Below are 16673 nucleotides of genomic sequence, written 5' to 3' on the forward strand. Positions count from 1 at the left end.
AGGCCGCGCAGGCCGCGCAGGCCGGCCGGCCTGCCGCGCAGCATGACCGGCCAAGCAGCATGGCCGGCCGAGCCGGCCGGCCGAGCAGCATGGCCGGCCGCGCAGTGTTAGCGGCCGAGCATCTTCTGCAGGGCGGCCATCTCGTCTTCGGTGGGACCGCCGGCCTTCTTGGCGCCGCCGAGGCCGAAGCCCGTGCCGCCGCCCGCAGCGGGGCCCGCACCGGCAGGCTTCTCACCGGACGCGAGCGCCAGGTTTTCCGCCGCGCGCTTGGCCGGGTTGCCCGACTTCGAGCCCTTCTTCTTGGGCTGCGGCTTGCCGCGGCCGCCCCCGCCCATTCCGCCGGGGACCGGGCCCATGCCGGGGATGTTGGGCATGCCGCCCTTGGCGACCGTTTTCATCATCTTGGCGGCCTGCTCGAACCGGGACACGAGCTGGTTCACCTCGGTCACAGTCGATCCGGCGCCGCGGGCGATGCGCAGCCGACGGGATCCGTTCAACAGTTTCGGGGTGGTGCGCTCAGCCTTGGTCATCGACTGGATGATGGCCTCGGTGCGCACGATCTCGCGCTCGTCGAAGTTCTCGAGCTGCTGCTTCATGGCGCCGGCGCCCGGGAGCATGCTCATCATCTTCTTGATCGAGCCCATGTTACGCAGCTGCTGCATCTGCCCGAGGAAGTCGTCGAGCGTGAAGCTGTCGGTGGAGAACTTCTCCGCCATCTTGCGCGCTTCGTCTTCGTCGAAGGCACCCTGCGCCTGCTCGATCAGGGTGAGGATGTCACCGAGGTCGAGGATGCGGCTGGCCATGCGGTCGGGGTGGAACGGCTCGAAGTCGTCGAGGCTCTCACCGGTGGACGCGAACATGATGGGACGGCCGGTGATCGAGGCCACGGACAGGGCCGCACCGCCTCGCGCGTCACCGTCGAGCTTGGAGAGCACCACGCCGGTGAAGTCGACGCCGTCCTGGAACGCCTTAGCGGTGGCCACGGCGTCCTGGCCGATCATGGCGTCGATCACGAACAGCACTTCGTCGGGGTCGATGGCCTTACGGATGTCCGCGGCCTGCTTCATCATCTCCGCGTCGACGCCGAGGCGTCCGGCGGTGTCGACGATGACCACGTCGTGCATCTTCTGTTGGGCGTACGTGACGCCGTCACGGGCGACCTTGACCGGGTTGCCGACGCCGTTGCCGGGTTCGGGCGCGTAGACGGGCACACCCGCCTGGGCGCCGACGACCTCGAGCTGGGTGACCGCGTTCGGGCGCTGCAAGTCGGCCGCGACCAGGATCGGCGTGTGGCCGTCTTTCGCGAGCCACTTCGCGAGCTTGCCGGCGAGGGTGGTCTTTCCGGCCCCCTGGAGGCCGGCGAGCATGATGATGGTCGGCGGCTTCTTGGCGAATTCGAGTCGGCGCTGCTGGCCGCCGAGGATCTCGACGAGCTCCTCGTTGACGATCTTGACGACCTGCTGCGCCGGGTTCAGCGCTTTGCTGACCTCGTCGCCGAGTGCGCGCTCGCGCACCTTGCCGGTGAAGTCCTTGACCACCTCGAGGGCGACGTCGGCGTCGAGCAGCGCGCGCCGAATCTCGCGAACGGTGCCGTCGACATCCGCCGCGCTGAGCTTGCCCTTGGTGCGGAGATTCTTGAACGTCTCGGCCAGGCGATCTGAGAGGTTTCCAAAAGTAGCCATGATGCGTTCAGTTTAACCGGTTGCGGAGCCTACGGTTGTTCGGGTGCGCAAACCGCATCCGAAGTCAGGAGTCACCATGTCCGTTGTCGTCGTCGCCGTTCTCACCCCGAAGCCCGGTCGCAGCCAGGAGCTCCTCGACGCGTTCGCCGTGGTCTCCCCCACGGTGCACGCGGAACCCGGCTGTGAACTGTATGCCGCCCACACCGACGGAGACCTCGTGGTCATGGTCGAACGCTGGGCCAGCGCCGCCGACCTCGCGGTGCACGCGACCGGCGCGGGCATCGCCGAGCTCGGTGCGCTCACCGATGACGCTCTGGCCGTCCCCACCGACGTCAAGGTGCTGCAGAACGTACCGTTCGGCGACCCGGCCAAGGGCACCATCCAGTAGCGAGCGCCGCCGCCCGCCCGGCCCGGCCCGGCGCCTGCTACTGCTACTGCTACTGCTACTGCTACTGCTACTGCTACTGCTACTGCTACTGCTACTGCTACTGCTACTGCTACTGCTACTGCTCGACGGCAATCAGCACGGGGTCGCCGTGCACGTCGATCGTGACCACGAGCAGGGCATCGGTGTCATCGGGGCTGATCGAGTACTCGAGCACCGCGAAGTGCTCCTCGCTGCGGAAGTGGTGCGGGTGGAATCCGATCCGCTGCAGCTGGATGGAGCGCAGGAAATCGATCTGCTTGTCGCCGGAGTCCCAGATCAAGGCGTCGTCGAGAACCTCGGGATCCATCTCGTCGAGTTCGGTCGTGATGTAGGCGCCGGTCACCGAGCCCTCTTTGCTGAGGTCGGCCACGAGTGATTCTCGGGCCTGGGAGTCGAGTTCCTCGATGTCGTTGACCATGGCCGCGGCGATGTCGAGCGCTTCCGCCGAGACGGACTCCTCGTCGGGTGAGCTCAGGTCGATCTGCACGTCCTGGTCGCCCAGTTCGGCCGAATCCGACCAATAGACCTCGCCAGCGTCGTCGCTGCCGAGGATTCCGAAGAAATCGTGTTCGATGGTCATGGCTGTCCTATCCGACGAGTTTTTGTGCGAAAACGTGCGGCGTGAAGCCGGTGAGGTCGTTGATGCCCTCGCCCTGGCCCACGAGCTTGATGGGGATGCCGGTCTTCTCCTGCACGGCCAGCACGAAGCCGCCCTTCGCGGATCCGTCCAGCTTGGTGAGCACAAGCCCGGTCACGCCGGCGTGCTGGATGAAGGCTTCGGCCTGGGCGAGACCGTTCTGGCCGGTCGTCGCGTCGAGAACGAGGAGTACCTCGGCGATCGGGGTCTGCTTCTCGATCACCTTGCGGATCTTGGTGAGCTCGTCCATCAGACCGCCCTTGGTCTGCAGCCGCCCGGCGGTATCGATGATGACGATCTCGGTGCCGTCCTTCATGGCCCGCTCGACGGTCTGGAAAGCGACGGATGCCGGGTCCTGGCCGTGGGCCTGCGGCCGCACGATGTCGGCGCCGGCACGTTCGGCCCAGGTAGCCAGCTGTTCCACAGCGGCCGCGCGGAACGTGTCGGCCGCCCCGATCAGCACACTGCGGTTGTAGGTCCGTAGGAACTTCGCGAATTTGCCGATCGTGGTGGTCTTGCCGACACCGTTGACGCCGACGACGAGCACGACGGCGGGCCGGGCGCTGAGATTGAGGGTGGAATCGAGCTTGGAGAGCCGCTCCTCGAGGCCTTCGCGCAGCATCCGTTGCAGGTCGGCCGGGTCGGTCGTGTTGTACCTGGCGACCTTGGCCCGCAGGTCGGCCACGATCGCCTCGGTGATGCTGGGACCGAAGTCGGCCTGGATGAGCGCGTCTTCGAGGTCTTCCCACGTCTCGGCGTCGATGAGCTTCTTCGCGAACATGCCGCGCAGTGCGCCGGAGAGAGACCAAGGGGTGCGTTCTGCCATGACTACAGCCTATGGCTCGTGAGGTGACTGCGCCGCTGCGCCGGTGGCGTGCCACGCGCGGAGCGGCGCAGCCGGCGCGCACGCCGCGCGATACCGTGGCTCATACCGTCACACGAGCAGTCCGACCCGGCAGGATGGTGGGGTGACGGCTCAGACCTCGCGCACACTTGTCGGATGCCGTGCGCGCCGAAAGCGGGCGCCCGGTCGTGGTGCGGCCATCGGCATCGTCGCGCAGGTGGTTGTTCTGGTCCGCAGCCTGCTCGGTTCGGGTGGGCCGAACCGGTCGCGCCCGACGCCTTGAGCGCCGGGGGTCTGCGTTCCGATTCGGGTATCGGTAGCCGAGCCGGAACACGCCACCCCCCGACAGTCACCAGGTCCAGGACTACTGTGTCGGCATGGCAGCCAGCACAGGACCCGACAGTGCTCGCACCGGGATCAACCGGTGCGTCGCCGCGTGCGACGCCCTGGTTGCGGTGAGCGAGGACTGCGCGGACGCCTGCCTCCGCATCGACGGCAACGGTGACGTCACCCGCTGTTTCCTCGCCGACCTGGACTGCATCGAGGTGTGCTCGTCGACGATCCGGCTCTTGTCCTGGCACGTCCGCAAGGACGGCCCGACGACCATAGCCCTGCTGGAGACCTGCCGCGAAGCCGCCCGGGCGTCCCTCGCGGCCTGCGAGTACATGGCCGAGCTGCATCCGGGCTGGCACACCTGCAGCATGGCCTGCCGCCGAGTCGAGGAGGCGTGCGCGCGGCTCCTGGCCGTGCTGCGCTAGTCAGCCGCGATCACCGGCGATCAGCGTCGACTTTTCAGGACGCCTGCTCGTCGTCCTTGGCGATGCGTTGGCCGACCACGGCCGAGACCCCGTCGAGGCGCATCGAAACGCCGTACAGGGCATCCGCGATCTCCATCGTGCGTTTCTGGTGGGTGATGACGATGAGCTGGCTGGTGGTGCGCAGGTCCTCGAAGATGGTCAGCAGCCGGCCGAGGTTGGCGTCGTCGAGGGCGGCCTCCACCTCGTCCATGATGTAGAACGGGCTCGGGCGGGCCTTGAAGATGGCGATCAGCAGGGCCACGGCGGCGAGCGAGCGCTCCCCGCCGGACAGCAGCGAGAGCCGCTCGATCTTCTTGCCGGCCGGCTTGACGGAAACCTCGATGCCGGTCATGAGCAGGTTGTCGGGATCGGTGAGACGGATGCTGCCGCTCCCGCCCGGGAACAGCACCGGGAACACCTCGGCGAATGCCGCCTGGGTGTCGTCGAAGGCGCTGCCGAAGATGACGCCCATCTTCTCGTCGATCTCCTCGATGATGGTGAGCAGGTCGCGGCGCGTGTTGGTGAGGTCGGTGAGCTGCTCGGTCAGGAACCGGTGCCGCTGCTCGAGCGCCGCGAACTCCTCGAGGGCCAGGGGGTTCACCCGGCCGAGCTGGGCGTAGCGGCGTTCGGCGACGGCGAGGCGGCGCTTCTGGTCGTCCCGGTCGAAGCGGTCGGGTTCGGCGTGCGAGTCGGGGCCCGGAACCGACCTCGGGATCGGCTGGTCGGGACCGTACTCGGCCACGAGCACGTCCTCGGTCAGGCCGAGGTCGCTGACGGCGCGTTCGAGCAGCCCGGACAAGTGCAGCTTCTTCTCGTAGATGGCCAGTTCCAGGCCGTGAACGGTCTCGGTGACGGCCTGCAACCGCGCGCGCAGGGCACCGTCTTCACGGCGCAGCGCGGCGAGTTCTTCGTTCTGGCTGCTGCGCTCCGCCTCGGCAGCGGCCAGGCGAATCCGGGCCTCGCTGACGGAGGCGTCGACCGAGGTGAGCACCAGAGGGAGCGCCTCGGCCACCCGGCTGGCGGCATCCACCTGACGTCGACGGATGACCGCACGCCGGGCTGCCGCCTCGGCCGCCGCCCGTTCGGCGCTCTGCTGTTTCGCGAGAGCGTCGGCCCGGACCTGACCGGCTCGCACGCGTTCGCGGGCGGTTTCGGCCTGCAGCCGGGCCTCGACCTCGGCTTCACGCGCGGCCTCGAGAGCGGCGTAGAGCGCGTCCCGGGATCCGGTGTCTAGCACCGGGCGCGGCCGGGCTCGCTGCTCGTCGCGCGCGGCGCGGGACGTCTCGCTCGCAGTCTCCGCGTCGGCGACCGTCTCAGCCGCGAGCAGCAGTGCGGCGGAGAGCCGGTTCAGTTCGGCGGTGGCCGCCTCGAGCCGCACGGTGGCCCGACTGGCCTTCTCGGCCTGCACGGACGTGCGGGACTCGAATTCCCGCGCCCGGGCGGCAGCTTCCCGGGACGCGTCCTGCTGGGCGGACAAGAGCGTGCGGGCCTCGGCGAGGTCGGCGACGACCTGCTCGAGCCGGGAGTGCACCGCGGCGAGGGAGTGGGCGGCCGCGTCACGGTCCGCGACGAGTTCGAGCCGGCTCCGGCGGGCACCGGAGCCGCCGCGCAACACGGTGTCGCTGAGCACGTCGCCGGCCCGGGTGATGACGGTGAGCGGCACGGCAGCGGGGTCCGCGGGCCCGAATCGGTCCACGGCTGCGCGGGCGGCGTCGAGGTCGTCGGCGATCACCGTGCGCCGGAGCAGGCCGAGCACCCCGGGGGGCGCGTCGATCACCGCGTCCGCCCAGAGCAGCCCGGGCGAGGCTGCAAGGTCGGGCAGCGCGTCGGCGGGTGTGATCTCGACCCTGCCGTCTTCGACGGTCGCGCCCGCCACGATCAGCTCGACCCGCCCGAGATCGTCGGTACGGGCGCGCACGATGGCGTCGACGGCCGCATTCCGGGTGTCGGCGAGCACGGCGTCGGCGAGGGAGCCGAGGGCGGCCGCGATGGCGGTCTCGTAGCCGGGACGCACGCGCACATGCTCGGCCACGAGACCCCGGATGCCCGCGGGCGCCGAGGCGAGCAGGGCCGCCGAGCCGTCCTTCTGGTCCAGGGCGAGGGACAGGGCCCCCGCGCGAGCAGCGAGGGCGTCCCTTTCCCGTTCCCCAAGGTGCAGTTCGTCGCGCAGGCGTTCGACCTCGCCCTGCGACTCGGCGACGGCGGCTCGGGCCTCGGCGGCGGCCTGGTCGGGGGGACTCTCGCCGGCGTCCACGACGGCCGCCTCGAGGGCCGCGGCGGCCGCGGCGAGCCCCGCGAGGTGTTCCGCCGCCGTGTCGACCCGGCTACGCGCGGCGTCGAGGGCGTTCTGCTGCCGGAGCACCTCGCCCCGCACGGAGGCCAGCCTGCCCGCGGCGGTCTCGGCCTGACCGGTCAGCTGCGAAAGGTGCAGGTCGTGCTGGGCGACCAGAACGGCCTGGGCGGCAATCTGTTCGTCGAGGATGTCGAGGCGGCCGCGGGCCTCCTCGGTGGCCGCGCGTGCGGCAGCCCAGGCGGAGTCGGCCATGTCGATGCGGCTCCGCAGGGTGTCGATCTCGGCCGCGGCATCCGTCAGCATGGCCGTGGTCACGCCGGGGCCCGCGTCGACGGAATCGGCCTGCGATCCGAGCAGTGCCAGCCGCTGGTTGGCGAGGGTGTAGAGGCCGCGCAGCCGTTCCTGCACGGATTCGAGGCCGAAGCTGGTGCGTCGGGCCAGGTCGACGGCATCGCCGACCTGCTCCTGTTCGAGCCCGTGCAGGCGCCGCCGCCGGGTCTCGAGCTGCTCGGTCAACACCAGGCGTTCGGCGTGCCGCTCGCTCTCGGTGCGACCGTGCGCGTCGAGGGCGGTGCGCAGCGTGACCACGTCGTCGGCGAGCAGCCGGGCCCGGGCGTCGCGGGCGACGGCGGCGATGATCTGCGCCTCCCGGGCGATGTCCGCCTGGCGCCCGAGAGGTTTGAGCTGCCGGCGGATCTCCCCCGCCAGATCGCTGAGGCGGGTGAGGTTGGCCTGCATGCCGTCGAGCTTGCGGAGGGTTTTCTCCTTGCGTCGGCGGTGCTTGAGAATGCCGGCGGCCTCCTCGATGAACCCGCGCCGCTCCTCGGGGCTGGCGCGCAGCACGGCGTCGAGCTGCCCCTGCCCCACGATCACGTGCATCTCCCGGCCGAGTCCGGAGTCGCTGAGCAGTTCCTGCACGTCGAGCAGTCGGCAGGTGCGCCCGTTGATCGCATACTCACTCGCACCGTTGCGGAAGAGGGTGCGGGAGATGGTGACCTCGGTGTAGTCGATCGGCAGCGCGCCATCCGTGTTGTCGATGGTCAGCGTCACAGCCGCCCGGCCGAGCGGGCCCTTGGTGGACGTGCCGGCGAAGATCACGTCTTCCATCTTGCCGCCGCGGAGGGTTTTCGCGCCCTGCTCACCCATCACCCAGGCGAGGGCGTCGACGACGTTGGACTTGCCCGAACCGTTGGGGCCGACCACGCAGGTGACGCCGGGTTCGAAGGCGAACGTGGTGGGGTGGGCGAAGGACTTGAAGCCCCTCAGGGTGAGGCTTTTCAGATACACGGTTTCGCCCCCCTTCGTTGCCTGCCGTTGCTTGCCGTTGCTTGCGGTTGCTTGCGGTTGCTTGCGGTTGCCTGCCTTGCTTGCCTTGCTTGCCTTGCTTGCCTTTGCCCATCCGAGCCGCGGCCGCCCGACGCGCCGCCTCCGACAACGGTACCGGACACCACCGACACCGCCCGGTAGGCGCGGGCCCTGACAAATTCGACGGAGATTCTGCCGAATCCGCCCTGAAACAGAGCCATTGTTTCCGATTTTGGCAAAAACTCCGTCGAATGCGTTCAGGCGGGACTCGGCGGGGGCTCCGCACGGACTCGGCACGGGCTCGGCTCGGCGACGGCACGGACTCGGCACGGCGACGGCGGGGGGCTGGTCCCAGGCGGCGGGGCGGAGCTACTCTGGCCGATCATGGCTATTCTCCGCTTCGACATCGACGAGCTCGTCATCCCCGCCGCCCCGGGGGCAGCCGGCTGGCCCGACTTCGCGGCCGCGAACCAGGTGCGCACCGAGGTCGAGTCCGAGGCATACGGCACCTCCGATCTGGCGCTGACCGCCGAGGAGACCCTGCCCGGCTGGCTCAACCAGGGCTGGGAGCGCCGACGCCTGTTCGTGGCCCGCGATGCCGGCCGCATCGTCGGGTGCGGCGACTACGAAACACTGCCGGAGGATTCCGCCGACCACGCCTGGCTGGCCGTACAGGTGCTCCCGGCCTACCGCCGGCGCGGCATCGGCTCCGCCCTCGTCGATCGGTTCGAGGCGATCGCGCGCGCCGAGTGCCGCCGCGTGCAGATCGTCTACACCCCGTCACCGGATGCACCGGGTGAGCGCCTGCCCTCCCCCACCGGCTTCGGCTCGGTTCCGCTCGGCAACCCCGAGGTGCGGTTTCTGCGGGGCCGCGGCTACCACCTGGAACAGGTCGTGCGCGCCAGCCGGCTGGCCCTGCCCGTCGACCCCGTTGAGCGCCGCCGGCTCCGCGAGGCGGCCGCCGCCCACGCCGGTCCCGACTATTCCGTGCTGCAGTGGGTCGACCGCACACCGCCGGAATGGCTGCCCGATCTGGCCCTGCTCTACACGCGCATGAGCACGGATGCCCCGAGCGCCGGCCTCGCCGAGCCCGAGCAGCTCTGGACGCCCGAGCGCATCCTCCAGGAGGAGCGTAAGGCCGCGGCCGGCCCGCGTACCTCCCTGACCTCGGCGGTGCTGCATGGCCCGAGCGGCCACCTCGTGGGGTTCACCGAGCTTGAGGTGCCGGCGGAGTCCCGCCGCGCGGTCAGCCAGGACGACACCCTCGTGCTGAGGGAGCATCGCGGCCGCCGCCTCGGCATGCTGCTGAAGATGGCGAACCTGGAGCTGCTCGCGGCGGAGCGCCCGGGGCATCCGTCGGTGACGACCTTCAACGCCGAGGAGAACCGGCACATGCTCACCGTCAACGAGGCCATCGGCTTCGCGCCGATGGGCTACGAGGGAGCCTGGCGCCGCGACGCCCACTGACCCGCGCCCGCCTGCCCTGTGAACCGGGCCACCGTCATCTCGTCACTCACTGCGGAGATTTTGGCCGTACGCCGTTCACCCCAGCCTGGGACGACCTATTTCCAGATTTGCGTGCACACGGATGCCGCACGCCGGCTGGGTTCGCGTGGGTCACCCGTCCCGGTGGTCGAGCCCGACGAGACCGTCGAGACCACAGACCGAACTTCCAGTTTCAGTTCCTCTTGCTCGGCAGTGGGATCAGCGTCTGTTCCGGGTCGACCTGGACCGGTGGCCGCATCCAATACTGCGTCCCGGTGCGGATGATCGTCCACATTCTGATTGTGGAGCATCAGGTGGTGCGGATGGCAGAGCAGTATCCCGTCCCGGCCTGACCTGACCTGACCTGACCTGACCTGACCTGACCTGACAGCCAAATGATCCTTTGGTGGTAGGGGCACCGGTCCCGCCACAGGCCGGCGAGCCCCTAACGAATTCGACGGAGATTCTGCCTAAAACGAGCCAAAACGGATGCTGTTAGCCCGGTTCCAAGCAAAATCTCCGTCGAATTCGTTCAGCCCGACGGCCGAAGCAACAACAGCAGCAGCGGCAGCAGCGGCAGCAAGCACGGCAGCGGCGGCGGGGCCGGCGGGCGGCAGTCGTGGCGGGAGTCAGCGGAGCCGCTGGCAGCGCGGGCAGAGGTGTGAGCTGCGGTTCATGAACTGGCGGCGCACGAGCAGCGTGCCGCAGCGCGGGCAGGGCGATCCCTGCCGGCCGTAGGCGGACAGGCTGTGCGAGAAATACCCGGACTGCCCGTTGACGTTCACGTATTGCGCGTCGAAGCTGGTGCCGCCCTCGGCCAGCGCCCGGTTCAGGATGCTGCGCACCGCGGCCAGCAGCGCCCGCGCCTTCGCGGGGGACAGGGAGTCGGCCGGCTGCTCGTAGTGCAGGCGGGCAGCGAAGAGGGCCTCGTCGGCGTAGATGTTGCCGATCCCGCTGATCAGGGTCTGATCGAGCAGCGCCCGCTTGATGCCGGTCTTCTTGCGGGCCAGCGCCGCCAGGAACAGCGGAGCCGAGAAGCCCGGATCGAGCGGGTCCCGGGCGATGTGCGCCACCTGCGACGGGATCAACGCCGACCAGGCGCAATCAGCGCTGGACATCCCGACAGCACCGGATCCACCGGACCCACCGACCGCGCCACCGAAACGGCCGGAGTACCCAGCCGCCAGGCCGTCGGGGGTGGGCTGCATCGAGTCGACGGCCATACTGCCGAAGATGCGCTGGTCGACGAAGTTGACCCACAGCTCCCCGTGTTCCGGATGCTCGAGCGCCAGACGGATGCGCAGCTGCCGGTCCGGCTCGGAGCCGGGGCTGCGCAGCAGCACCTGCCCGCTCATCCCGAGGTGCGCGACCAGGGCCTGTCCGGAGTCCAGCGGCAGCCAAAGGAACTTGCCCCGGCGCACGGCTGCGTGGATGCCTCGGCCCGTCAGCAGTTCGGCGAACGGCCCGCGAGCGCGATCATGGCGGCGCAGCGAACGTTCCTCGAAGACCTCGACGCCGGCGATCACGGCTCCGGTCACGGCCGGTGCGAGTCCGGCGCGAACGACCTCCACCTCGGGCAGTTCGGGCATTCGAGCCTTTCAGGGGCCGGGCCTCGGCGACTCACGCGACAGAGCAGCCCTCGCCAGAATCGGAGGCCGCGCTGCGGCGACTCAGGGAGAGGTGAGCCGCGTCCAGGCGTCGAGTGCGGCGGCCATTTCGGCGTGCTTCTTGCTGGTGCCCTCGCCGACCGCGATGACGAGTCCCACCGTGACGGTGGCGATGAAGACCTTGGAGTGGTCGGGGCCGCTCTCGGCGATGGAGTACACCGGAACCCCGGTGCCGAGTCGCGCCGCGGCTTCCTGCAGGCTCGTCTTGGGGTCCATGGAGACTCCGAAGTGCCCAGGATCGCGGAGAAGCGGCTCGATCAGGCGCAGCACGAGCGCGGTCGCGGTCTCACCGCCGGAGTCGAGGTAGACCGCACCGATGAGCGCCTCGACGGTGTCGGCGAGGATCGACGACTTGTCCCGACCGCCGGTGAGGATTTCGCCGCGGCCGAGGCGCACGTACGCGCCCAGCCCGATGCCGCGCGCGATGCCCGAGAGGGCGACACTCGACACCAGACTGGCCCGGCGCTTAGCGAGGTCACCCTCGTCGAGTTGCGGGTACTCCCGGAAGAGCATGACCGTCACCGCCTGCCCGAGAATCGAGTCGCCGAGGAATTCGAGGCGCTCGTTCGTGGGCATGCCCCCGTGCTCGTACGCGTAGGAGCGGTGGGTGAGAGCAAGTTCCAGCAGGGCCGGGTCGACCTGCACGCCGAGGGTCGCCAGCAGGGAGGAGACCTCGGGCGCCCCGCTCACGAGCGTCCCCGGAGCGCACTGATGCCGCGACGGTGCGGGGCGGGACCCTGAATCGGGACTCCCGGCATCCGTCGGCGCGGCATCAGACGTTCGAGCATGACGGGATTAGACGTCGGCGACCTTGCGGCCCTTGTATTCCATGAACAGCGCCGTGCCGGCGGCGTCGGTGACGACCTTGGCGCGGTGCGGCAGGCTGTAGACGACTTTGCCGTTTTCCATGGTCTTGACCAGGGTGGGGGCCTCGGCCTTCCAGCAGGAACGACGTGAACGGGTGTTGGAGCGTGATTGCTTGCGCTTCGGGACTGCCATGACTACTTCTCTTCTCTATCCGTTTCAGCCTGGATGTCTTCATCCGTGCCGCTGCTTTCGGAAGCTTGGAATTTCATGAGCGCGGCCCACCGGGGATCGCGCTTTTCTTCGGGTACGAACTCAGGGGCCTCGGCAAGCCGTTCACCGGTCTCGGGGTCGAGACCTGGGCAATCCGGCCGGCAAACCGGCTGGAACGGCAGTGACAACACCACCGCATCCCTGATCAGAGGTTCAAGATCCACATGGTCATCCTGAACTTCACTTTCATAAGCTTCGTCTAGAGAGTACGCGAAAAGCTCGTGAAACTCGACTTGGACCGGCAATTCGACGTCGATGAGGCATCGACCGCACTCTCCGGCGGCGATTCCGGACACCTGGGCCGACACCAGGATGCCCTCGTGCAGGGTTTCCAGGCGCAGGTTCGCGATCACGGTGGAGCCGGCCTTCACGGCGACGAGGCTCTCGCCGAGGTCTTCCGGCACGACGATTTCGAGGTGGCGCTCGTGCATGGTGCCCGGGCGGTTGATCAGGTCGCGCACATCAACCTTGTACGGGGTCTTCTTGAACTTACTCACGAGGGAAGATTCTACGCGTTCGCGGCTGGGCGTCCGATTCGTCGCTCGCCGGACCGCCACAGAGACGCCGGCAGCAGCGTCGCCCGCATCCGCACGCGCCGGCCCGACCCCGAATGGATGCCGCGGAGCACCAGGTCGAGGTCGGCCAGGAGGAGCGCCGCCTGAGAGTTCTGCGCGTCGCCGCCCGGGCGACCGTAGCGGCTGCGCTCCGCCCTGACGAGGAGCCGGTCGAGGGCCTCGGCCACGGTTCCCCCGCCCGCACCGGAACCCTCCTCGCCGCTCACCGTGCCACGCTCGGATCCGATCAACGCCCGCAGCCGGGCGGCGAGCTCCCGCGGTGTCTCGGTCTCCCGCACGAAGAGGCCGTGGTCTATGGCCGTGTCCGTGACCTCCCGCCACGCCCCCACGGCACCGGTCCGGCCCGACCGGATGTCCCGCCGCCGCAGCGTCCGCCGCGTCACCCGGAATACGGCCGGCAGGAGGAGCAGCGCGAGAGTCCCGACGAGGAGTAGGCCGAGGCGGAGGAAGCCGGCTTGGGTGTCGGCGGGCGAGGCCGCGTCGGCCTGGGCATCGGCGGTGTTCTGGTCGAGGAGATTCTCGGGGCGCAGCGAATTCGTGGGGGCGGTCTGGCCGGACTCGCCGAGCGGCACGGCGGCGGCATCGTCCCGCGTATACGCGGGAACGGCGCCGCGGCCGGGCGTGGGCTCGAAGGGCACCCAGCCGACGCCCGCGAAGTAGAGTTCCGTCCACGCATGCAGGTCGTGGGTGTCCACGCTGTAGCGGCCGATCCCGGCAATGGAACTCGACGCGGACAGCGTCCCGGGCTGATAACCGATCGCGATCCGGGACGGGATGCCGATCGAGCGGGCCATCGCCGCCATCGCCGAGGAGAAGTGCACGCAGTACCCGCTCTTGACCTCGAGGAAGGTGCTGACGACATCGATGGCACCGCCGTCGTAGCCGTCACCGACGGGAGCCTCGATGTCATAGGAGAACGCACTGCCGCGCAGGTATTTTTGCAGGGCGAGCGCGGCGTCGTAGGCGGTCGCGGTGCCGGCGGTGACCTCGCGAGCGGTGTCACCGATCAAGGCCGGAGTCTCGGCCGGCAATCGCAGGCTGCGCCGAACCTCCGCCGGATACTCGACCTCGGCCTGCCGAAGCTGCTCGGCGGTCGGCTCGAGTGTGAGTGCGGTGACGGTGTATTCCTGGCCGCGGGTCGTGTCGCCGGCGCTCGTGATGGACCCGGTCGACTCGTTCCAGGACCAGGTGCCGAGCAGTCCGGTCACCGAACGGGCCGGCGCAGGGGCGGGCAACCACCGGGCCGCCAGGTCGTCGATGCCGATGTTCGTGATCGTCTCCCGCGTCTCGATGTCGGCGGAGAGCGCCGGCGGAAGACCGATGTCGTCGACGGCGCTCGCGCGGCTGCCGGGCTCCTCGCCGGCGGTCCAGTTGCGGCCGGAGAATTCGGCCAGCGTGAGAAGCCGAAGATAGGGCGGCCGGGTCGCCGTGGTGCGGTAGTGCAACACCGGTTCGGCGTCAGGGCGGCGCAGGTCCTGGCCGAGGTTGATCATGGGGCTGACGCCGTTGGAGAACAGCAGGCTGCTGCCGGGGCCCCCACCGGTGAGACCACCCCCGGGCAGAACGGGCGTAGCGACGCTGACGACGATCGCGGCCACGATCGCGACGCTGCCCACGACGACCGCTCCCCCGAGGGCGCCGGGCACGCGGCGCCGGGCGGGAGCGACGGTGCCGGGCGGCGCCGCGCCCGGCAGGCCGGACAGGATGTCGGCCCGGCGCATCCGGATCTCGACATGGAGCAGCAGGAGGTAGGCGGCGGCCGTGAGCACGAGGGCCTGCAGGTTCGCCTCGCCGCCGAGAGCGAGCCCCGGCACGAGCAGCGGAACCAGCACGGGCAGTCCGGCGAGCGCGGGCACCCGCAGAATGATCGCGAGCGTGTCGAGCAGGATCGCGATCACGCCGGCGCCGATGCAGAGCAGGAACAGGATGCCGGCGGTCGCCTCGGCCGGCGTCGACTGCTGCTCGATGGAGACCGCCCCGGAGAGCGCCAGGTCACGGAAGCGGTCGATCGTCTCCCCATTCGGGATCACCCAGAGCCAGCCGCTTCCCGCGCCGAAGAGGAGCGTCAGGAAGGCCACGAGCACCCCGAAGCCGGCAAGGGGCCCGAGGAACACGGGCAGCCCGGCGCGGCGGAGGCCGGCGCACCCGAGCAGCACCCCGGCGGCCGCGAGGGTCATCAGCCACCACCAGCCCGTGCCCTCGAGCAGCGGCCCGAGGCCGCCGATGGCCACGACCAGCAACAGCAGGAGTGCGAACGTGAGGGGCCACTCGGCCCGCTGGAGTCGGGCCGCCCGGGTGGACGGGCCGCGCCGGGCCGGGCGAGAGGCCCGGTCCGGGGAGGCCACGTCAGGCGTGGGCACGTCAGGGGTGGCCGGCTCAGACGGCGTCATGCTCGGGCCTCCTCTCACCGATGAAGTCCTCCCAGGCGCGGGGGATGTCCCGGGCCTGGCGCACGGGGATGCAGCGCCAACCGGCCTCGCCCAGCCGGCGCACGGCATCCGTATCGACCGTGTCAGTCAGAAACGCCACGGCCGGCCGAGTCTGGGACACGAGTTCGGCGAGCTCGGTCAGGTCCCGGTCGTCGACCGCGACGAGCACCGCGAAGGTCGGCAGCAGCCCGCCGGGCGCCAGGAGCGTGCGGCGTTGAGCGGCGGTGCCGGGCTCGGGCGAACCCGGCACGACGGATGCCGCGGGTCCGGCCACGCGGGCGCCGACGGCCGTGTACGCCTGGTCTACTGTGTTCTCCGCCGACTCCCCCGGCTCGGGCAGGTCGGTCGGCACGAGCCCGGCCAACCCCTCGAGCAGCACCGCGACGCCGCCCGGCGGCAGGAAGACGGCGGGCGGTTCGCCGCGCAGTCCGCCACCTCCGGGTCTCGCCGGGGTGGTGTTCGGTCGGCTCGGGCCGAGAACGATCAGGTCGAGCCGATAGCCGGCCGCCAGCAGGTGAACGCCCACGGATGCCGCGACCTCGACGGCCACTTCGAAGGCCTGCTCGAGGCGGAGGCGACCGATCCCGCCAGCGGCGCCGGCACCCACACTCGCGGCGCCCGAATGGCCCGCGGCACCGCTGGGGCGCCCGTGGCGCCCGCGCAGCGCGGTGTCGAGCACGAGGCGGGCGCCGGGGTTGCTCTGCTCCTCCTCCTGCCGAACCATGATCTCGCCCCGGCGCGCGGTGGCCGGCCAGTTCACCCGCCGCAACGGGTCCCCCGGCCGGTACTCGCGCGCGATCAGCGGGTCCGCGTTGTGCTGCAGCCGGCGGAGTCGCTCCGGCACGTCGCCGTCGTTCAGCGCGCCGGTGAGGCCGCCACCGGCCAGTGCGGTCACCCGGGGCGTCGCCACCAGATCGTTCGGCTCCCCCACGGCCCACTCCCCCGAGGCCAGGCCGAAGGGGTCCGAACGCCCGATCAGCACCGGGCCCGACGCGTAGAGCCCGCGCCGGGGCGGACTGAACCGGTACTCGAACCGCACGCTGTCGGCGCCGGTGTCCGGGCCGCCCTCGTAGCGTTCGAGGGCCGGCAGCGGCGTTCCGGTCAGCACGGTCGGTCCGAGGTCGGCGGCGTCCCGCAGGCGCACGGTGTCCCGCAGGTGCAGGCCGGCCACGGGCCGGGAGGAGAGGTTCCGCAGACCGAGCCTCACAACCATCTCGCCGCCGGCCGGCACGACCGGCGGGCGCAGTATCCGGGTGACGCGCAGGCGCACCGGACGGAAGGAGACGTACCCGAGGGCGGCGACGGGGAGCCCCAGAAGCAAACCGGCGACGAACAGGAGGTCGCGCTGGTCGGTCAGCACGGCGAGCACCAGCAGGCCGGCGCCTGCCGCGAGGAACATCCCGCCGCGGAAGGTGAGCCGGGGAAACCGGGCGCGCCGCTGCTTCGAAGGCATGG

General features: G+C 70.3%; 13 protein-coding genes. 3 read left to right on the top strand and 10 right to left on the bottom strand.

What is annotated here, in order from left to right:
- Nucleotides 1-107: 107 nt before the first annotated feature.
- Nucleotides 108-1682: a signal recognition particle protein gene (gene ffh, locus E3O67_RS16055; protein WP_134428849.1), complete on the bottom strand. Its 1575-nt coding sequence runs from the start codon at nt 1680-1682 to the stop codon at nt 108-110.
- A 76-nt stretch (nt 1683-1758) separates the two neighbouring features.
- Between ffh and E3O67_RS16060 the strand changes: the two genes are divergently transcribed.
- Entirely contained in the window at nt 1759-2070 is a 312-nt protein-coding gene (locus E3O67_RS16060) for a putative quinol monooxygenase (RefSeq protein ID WP_134428847.1), read from the top strand.
- Between the two features lie 115 nt (nt 2071-2185).
- On the opposite strand, the gene E3O67_RS16065 is transcribed toward E3O67_RS16060, so the two are convergent.
- Together E3O67_RS16065 and ftsY are read right to left on the bottom strand one after the other, a co-directional pair.
- Nucleotides 2186-2689: a DUF2004 domain-containing protein gene (locus tag E3O67_RS16065; protein WP_134428845.1), complete on the bottom strand. Its 504-nt coding sequence runs from the start codon at nt 2687-2689 to the stop codon at nt 2186-2188.
- Nucleotides 2690-2696: 7 nt separating this feature from the next.
- The gene (ftsY, locus tag E3O67_RS16070; protein WP_135103165.1) at nt 2697-3572 is read right to left on the bottom strand and encodes a signal recognition particle-docking protein FtsY; all 876 of its coding nucleotides are present in this window, start codon (nt 3570-3572) and stop codon (nt 2697-2699) included.
- A 395-nt stretch (nt 3573-3967) separates the two neighbouring features.
- Here ftsY and E3O67_RS16075 point away from each other — a divergent pair, with 395 nt between their 5' ends.
- Nucleotides 3968-4348: a four-helix bundle copper-binding protein gene (locus E3O67_RS16075; RefSeq protein ID WP_134428841.1), complete on the top strand. Its 381-nt coding sequence runs from the start codon at nt 3968-3970 to the stop codon at nt 4346-4348.
- A 34-nt stretch (nt 4349-4382) separates the two neighbouring features.
- Here E3O67_RS16075 and smc read toward each other — a convergent pair whose 3' ends face one another.
- Nucleotides 4383-7967, bottom strand: coding sequence for a chromosome segregation protein SMC (gene smc, locus E3O67_RS16080; protein ID WP_135103166.1), 3585 nt, complete (start codon nt 7965-7967; stop codon nt 4383-4385).
- A gap of 402 nt (nt 7968-8369) precedes the next feature.
- On the opposite strand from smc, the gene E3O67_RS16085 reads away from it, so the two are divergent.
- A complete protein-coding gene (locus E3O67_RS16085; RefSeq protein WP_135103167.1) occupies nt 8370-9452 on the top strand; it encodes a GNAT family N-acetyltransferase in 1083 nt (360 codons plus the stop codon).
- A 647-nt stretch (nt 9453-10099) separates the two neighbouring features.
- Here the strand turns inward: E3O67_RS16085 and E3O67_RS16090 are convergent.
- The 6 genes from E3O67_RS16090 to E3O67_RS16115 all read right to left on the bottom strand — a co-directional run bounded on the left by E3O67_RS16090 (nt 10100) and on the right by E3O67_RS16115 (nt 16671).
- Nucleotides 10100-11059, bottom strand: coding sequence for an Fpg/Nei family DNA glycosylase (locus E3O67_RS16090; protein ID WP_134428836.1), 960 nt, complete (start codon nt 11057-11059; stop codon nt 10100-10102).
- Nucleotides 11060-11140: 81 nt separating this feature from the next.
- Entirely contained in the window at nt 11141-11827 is a 687-nt protein-coding gene (rnc, locus tag E3O67_RS16095; RefSeq protein ID WP_134428834.1) for a ribonuclease III, read from the bottom strand.
- 105 nt (nt 11828-11932) lie between these two features.
- The gene (gene rpmF, locus E3O67_RS16100) at nt 11933-12136 is read right to left on the bottom strand and encodes a 50S ribosomal protein L32 (protein ID WP_066596228.1); all 204 of its coding nucleotides are present in this window, start codon (nt 12134-12136) and stop codon (nt 11933-11935) included.
- A gap of 2 nt (nt 12137-12138) precedes the next feature.
- Nucleotides 12139-12711, bottom strand: a complete 573-nt coding sequence (locus tag E3O67_RS16105) for a DUF177 domain-containing protein (protein WP_134428832.1) — start codon at nt 12709-12711, stop codon at nt 12139-12141.
- An 11-nt stretch (nt 12712-12722) separates the two neighbouring features.
- Nucleotides 12723-15179 (bottom strand): DUF3488 and transglutaminase-like domain-containing protein, encoded by a 2457-nt coding sequence (locus tag E3O67_RS16110; RefSeq protein WP_134428830.1) that lies wholly within the window; start codon nt 15177-15179, stop codon nt 12723-12725.
- Nucleotides 15166-16671 (bottom strand): DUF58 domain-containing protein, encoded by a 1506-nt coding sequence (locus E3O67_RS16115; protein WP_134428828.1) that lies wholly within the window; start codon nt 16669-16671, stop codon nt 15166-15168. Before E3O67_RS16115 ends, E3O67_RS16110 begins: the two co-directional genes overlap by 14 nt.
- Between the last annotated feature and the right edge of the window lie 2 nt (nt 16672-16673).

The sequence above is a fragment of the Cryobacterium sp. TMT3-29-2 genome (genome assembly GCF_004564305.1).
GTDB classification, from domain to species: Bacteria; Actinomycetota; Actinomycetes; order Actinomycetales; family Microbacteriaceae; genus Cryobacterium; species Cryobacterium sinapicolor.

Coding starts and splice junctions, on each gene's coding strand:
- E3O67_RS16060 (WP_134428847.1), top strand. CDS start 1,759: ATGTCCGTTGTCGTCGTCGCCGTTCTCACCCCGAAGCCCGGTCGCAGC.
- ffh (WP_134428849.1), bottom strand. CDS start 1,682: ATGGCTACTTTTGGAAACCTCTCAGATCGCCTGGCCGAGACGTTCAAG.
- E3O67_RS16065 (WP_134428845.1), bottom strand. CDS start 2,689: ATGACCATCGAACACGATTTCTTCGGAATCCTCGGCAGCGACGACGCT.
- rpmF (WP_066596228.1), bottom strand. CDS start 12,136: ATGGCAGTCCCGAAGCGCAAGCAATCACGCTCCAACACCCGTTCACGT.
- E3O67_RS16085 (WP_135103167.1), top strand. CDS start 8,370: ATGGCTATTCTCCGCTTCGACATCGACGAGCTCGTCATCCCCGCCGCC.
- ftsY (WP_135103165.1), bottom strand. CDS start 3,572: ATGGCAGAACGCACCCCTTGGTCTCTCTCCGGCGCACTGCGCGGCATG.
- E3O67_RS16090 (WP_134428836.1), bottom strand. CDS start 11,059: ATGCCCGAACTGCCCGAGGTGGAGGTCGTTCGCGCCGGACTCGCACCG.
- E3O67_RS16110 (WP_134428830.1), bottom strand. CDS start 15,179: ATGACGCCGTCTGAGCCGGCCACCCCTGACGTGCCCACGCCTGACGTG.
- E3O67_RS16115 (WP_134428828.1), bottom strand. CDS start 16,671: ATGCCTTCGAAGCAGCGGCGCGCCCGGTTTCCCCGGCTCACCTTCCGC.
- E3O67_RS16075 (WP_134428841.1), top strand. CDS start 3,968: ATGGCAGCCAGCACAGGACCCGACAGTGCTCGCACCGGGATCAACCGG.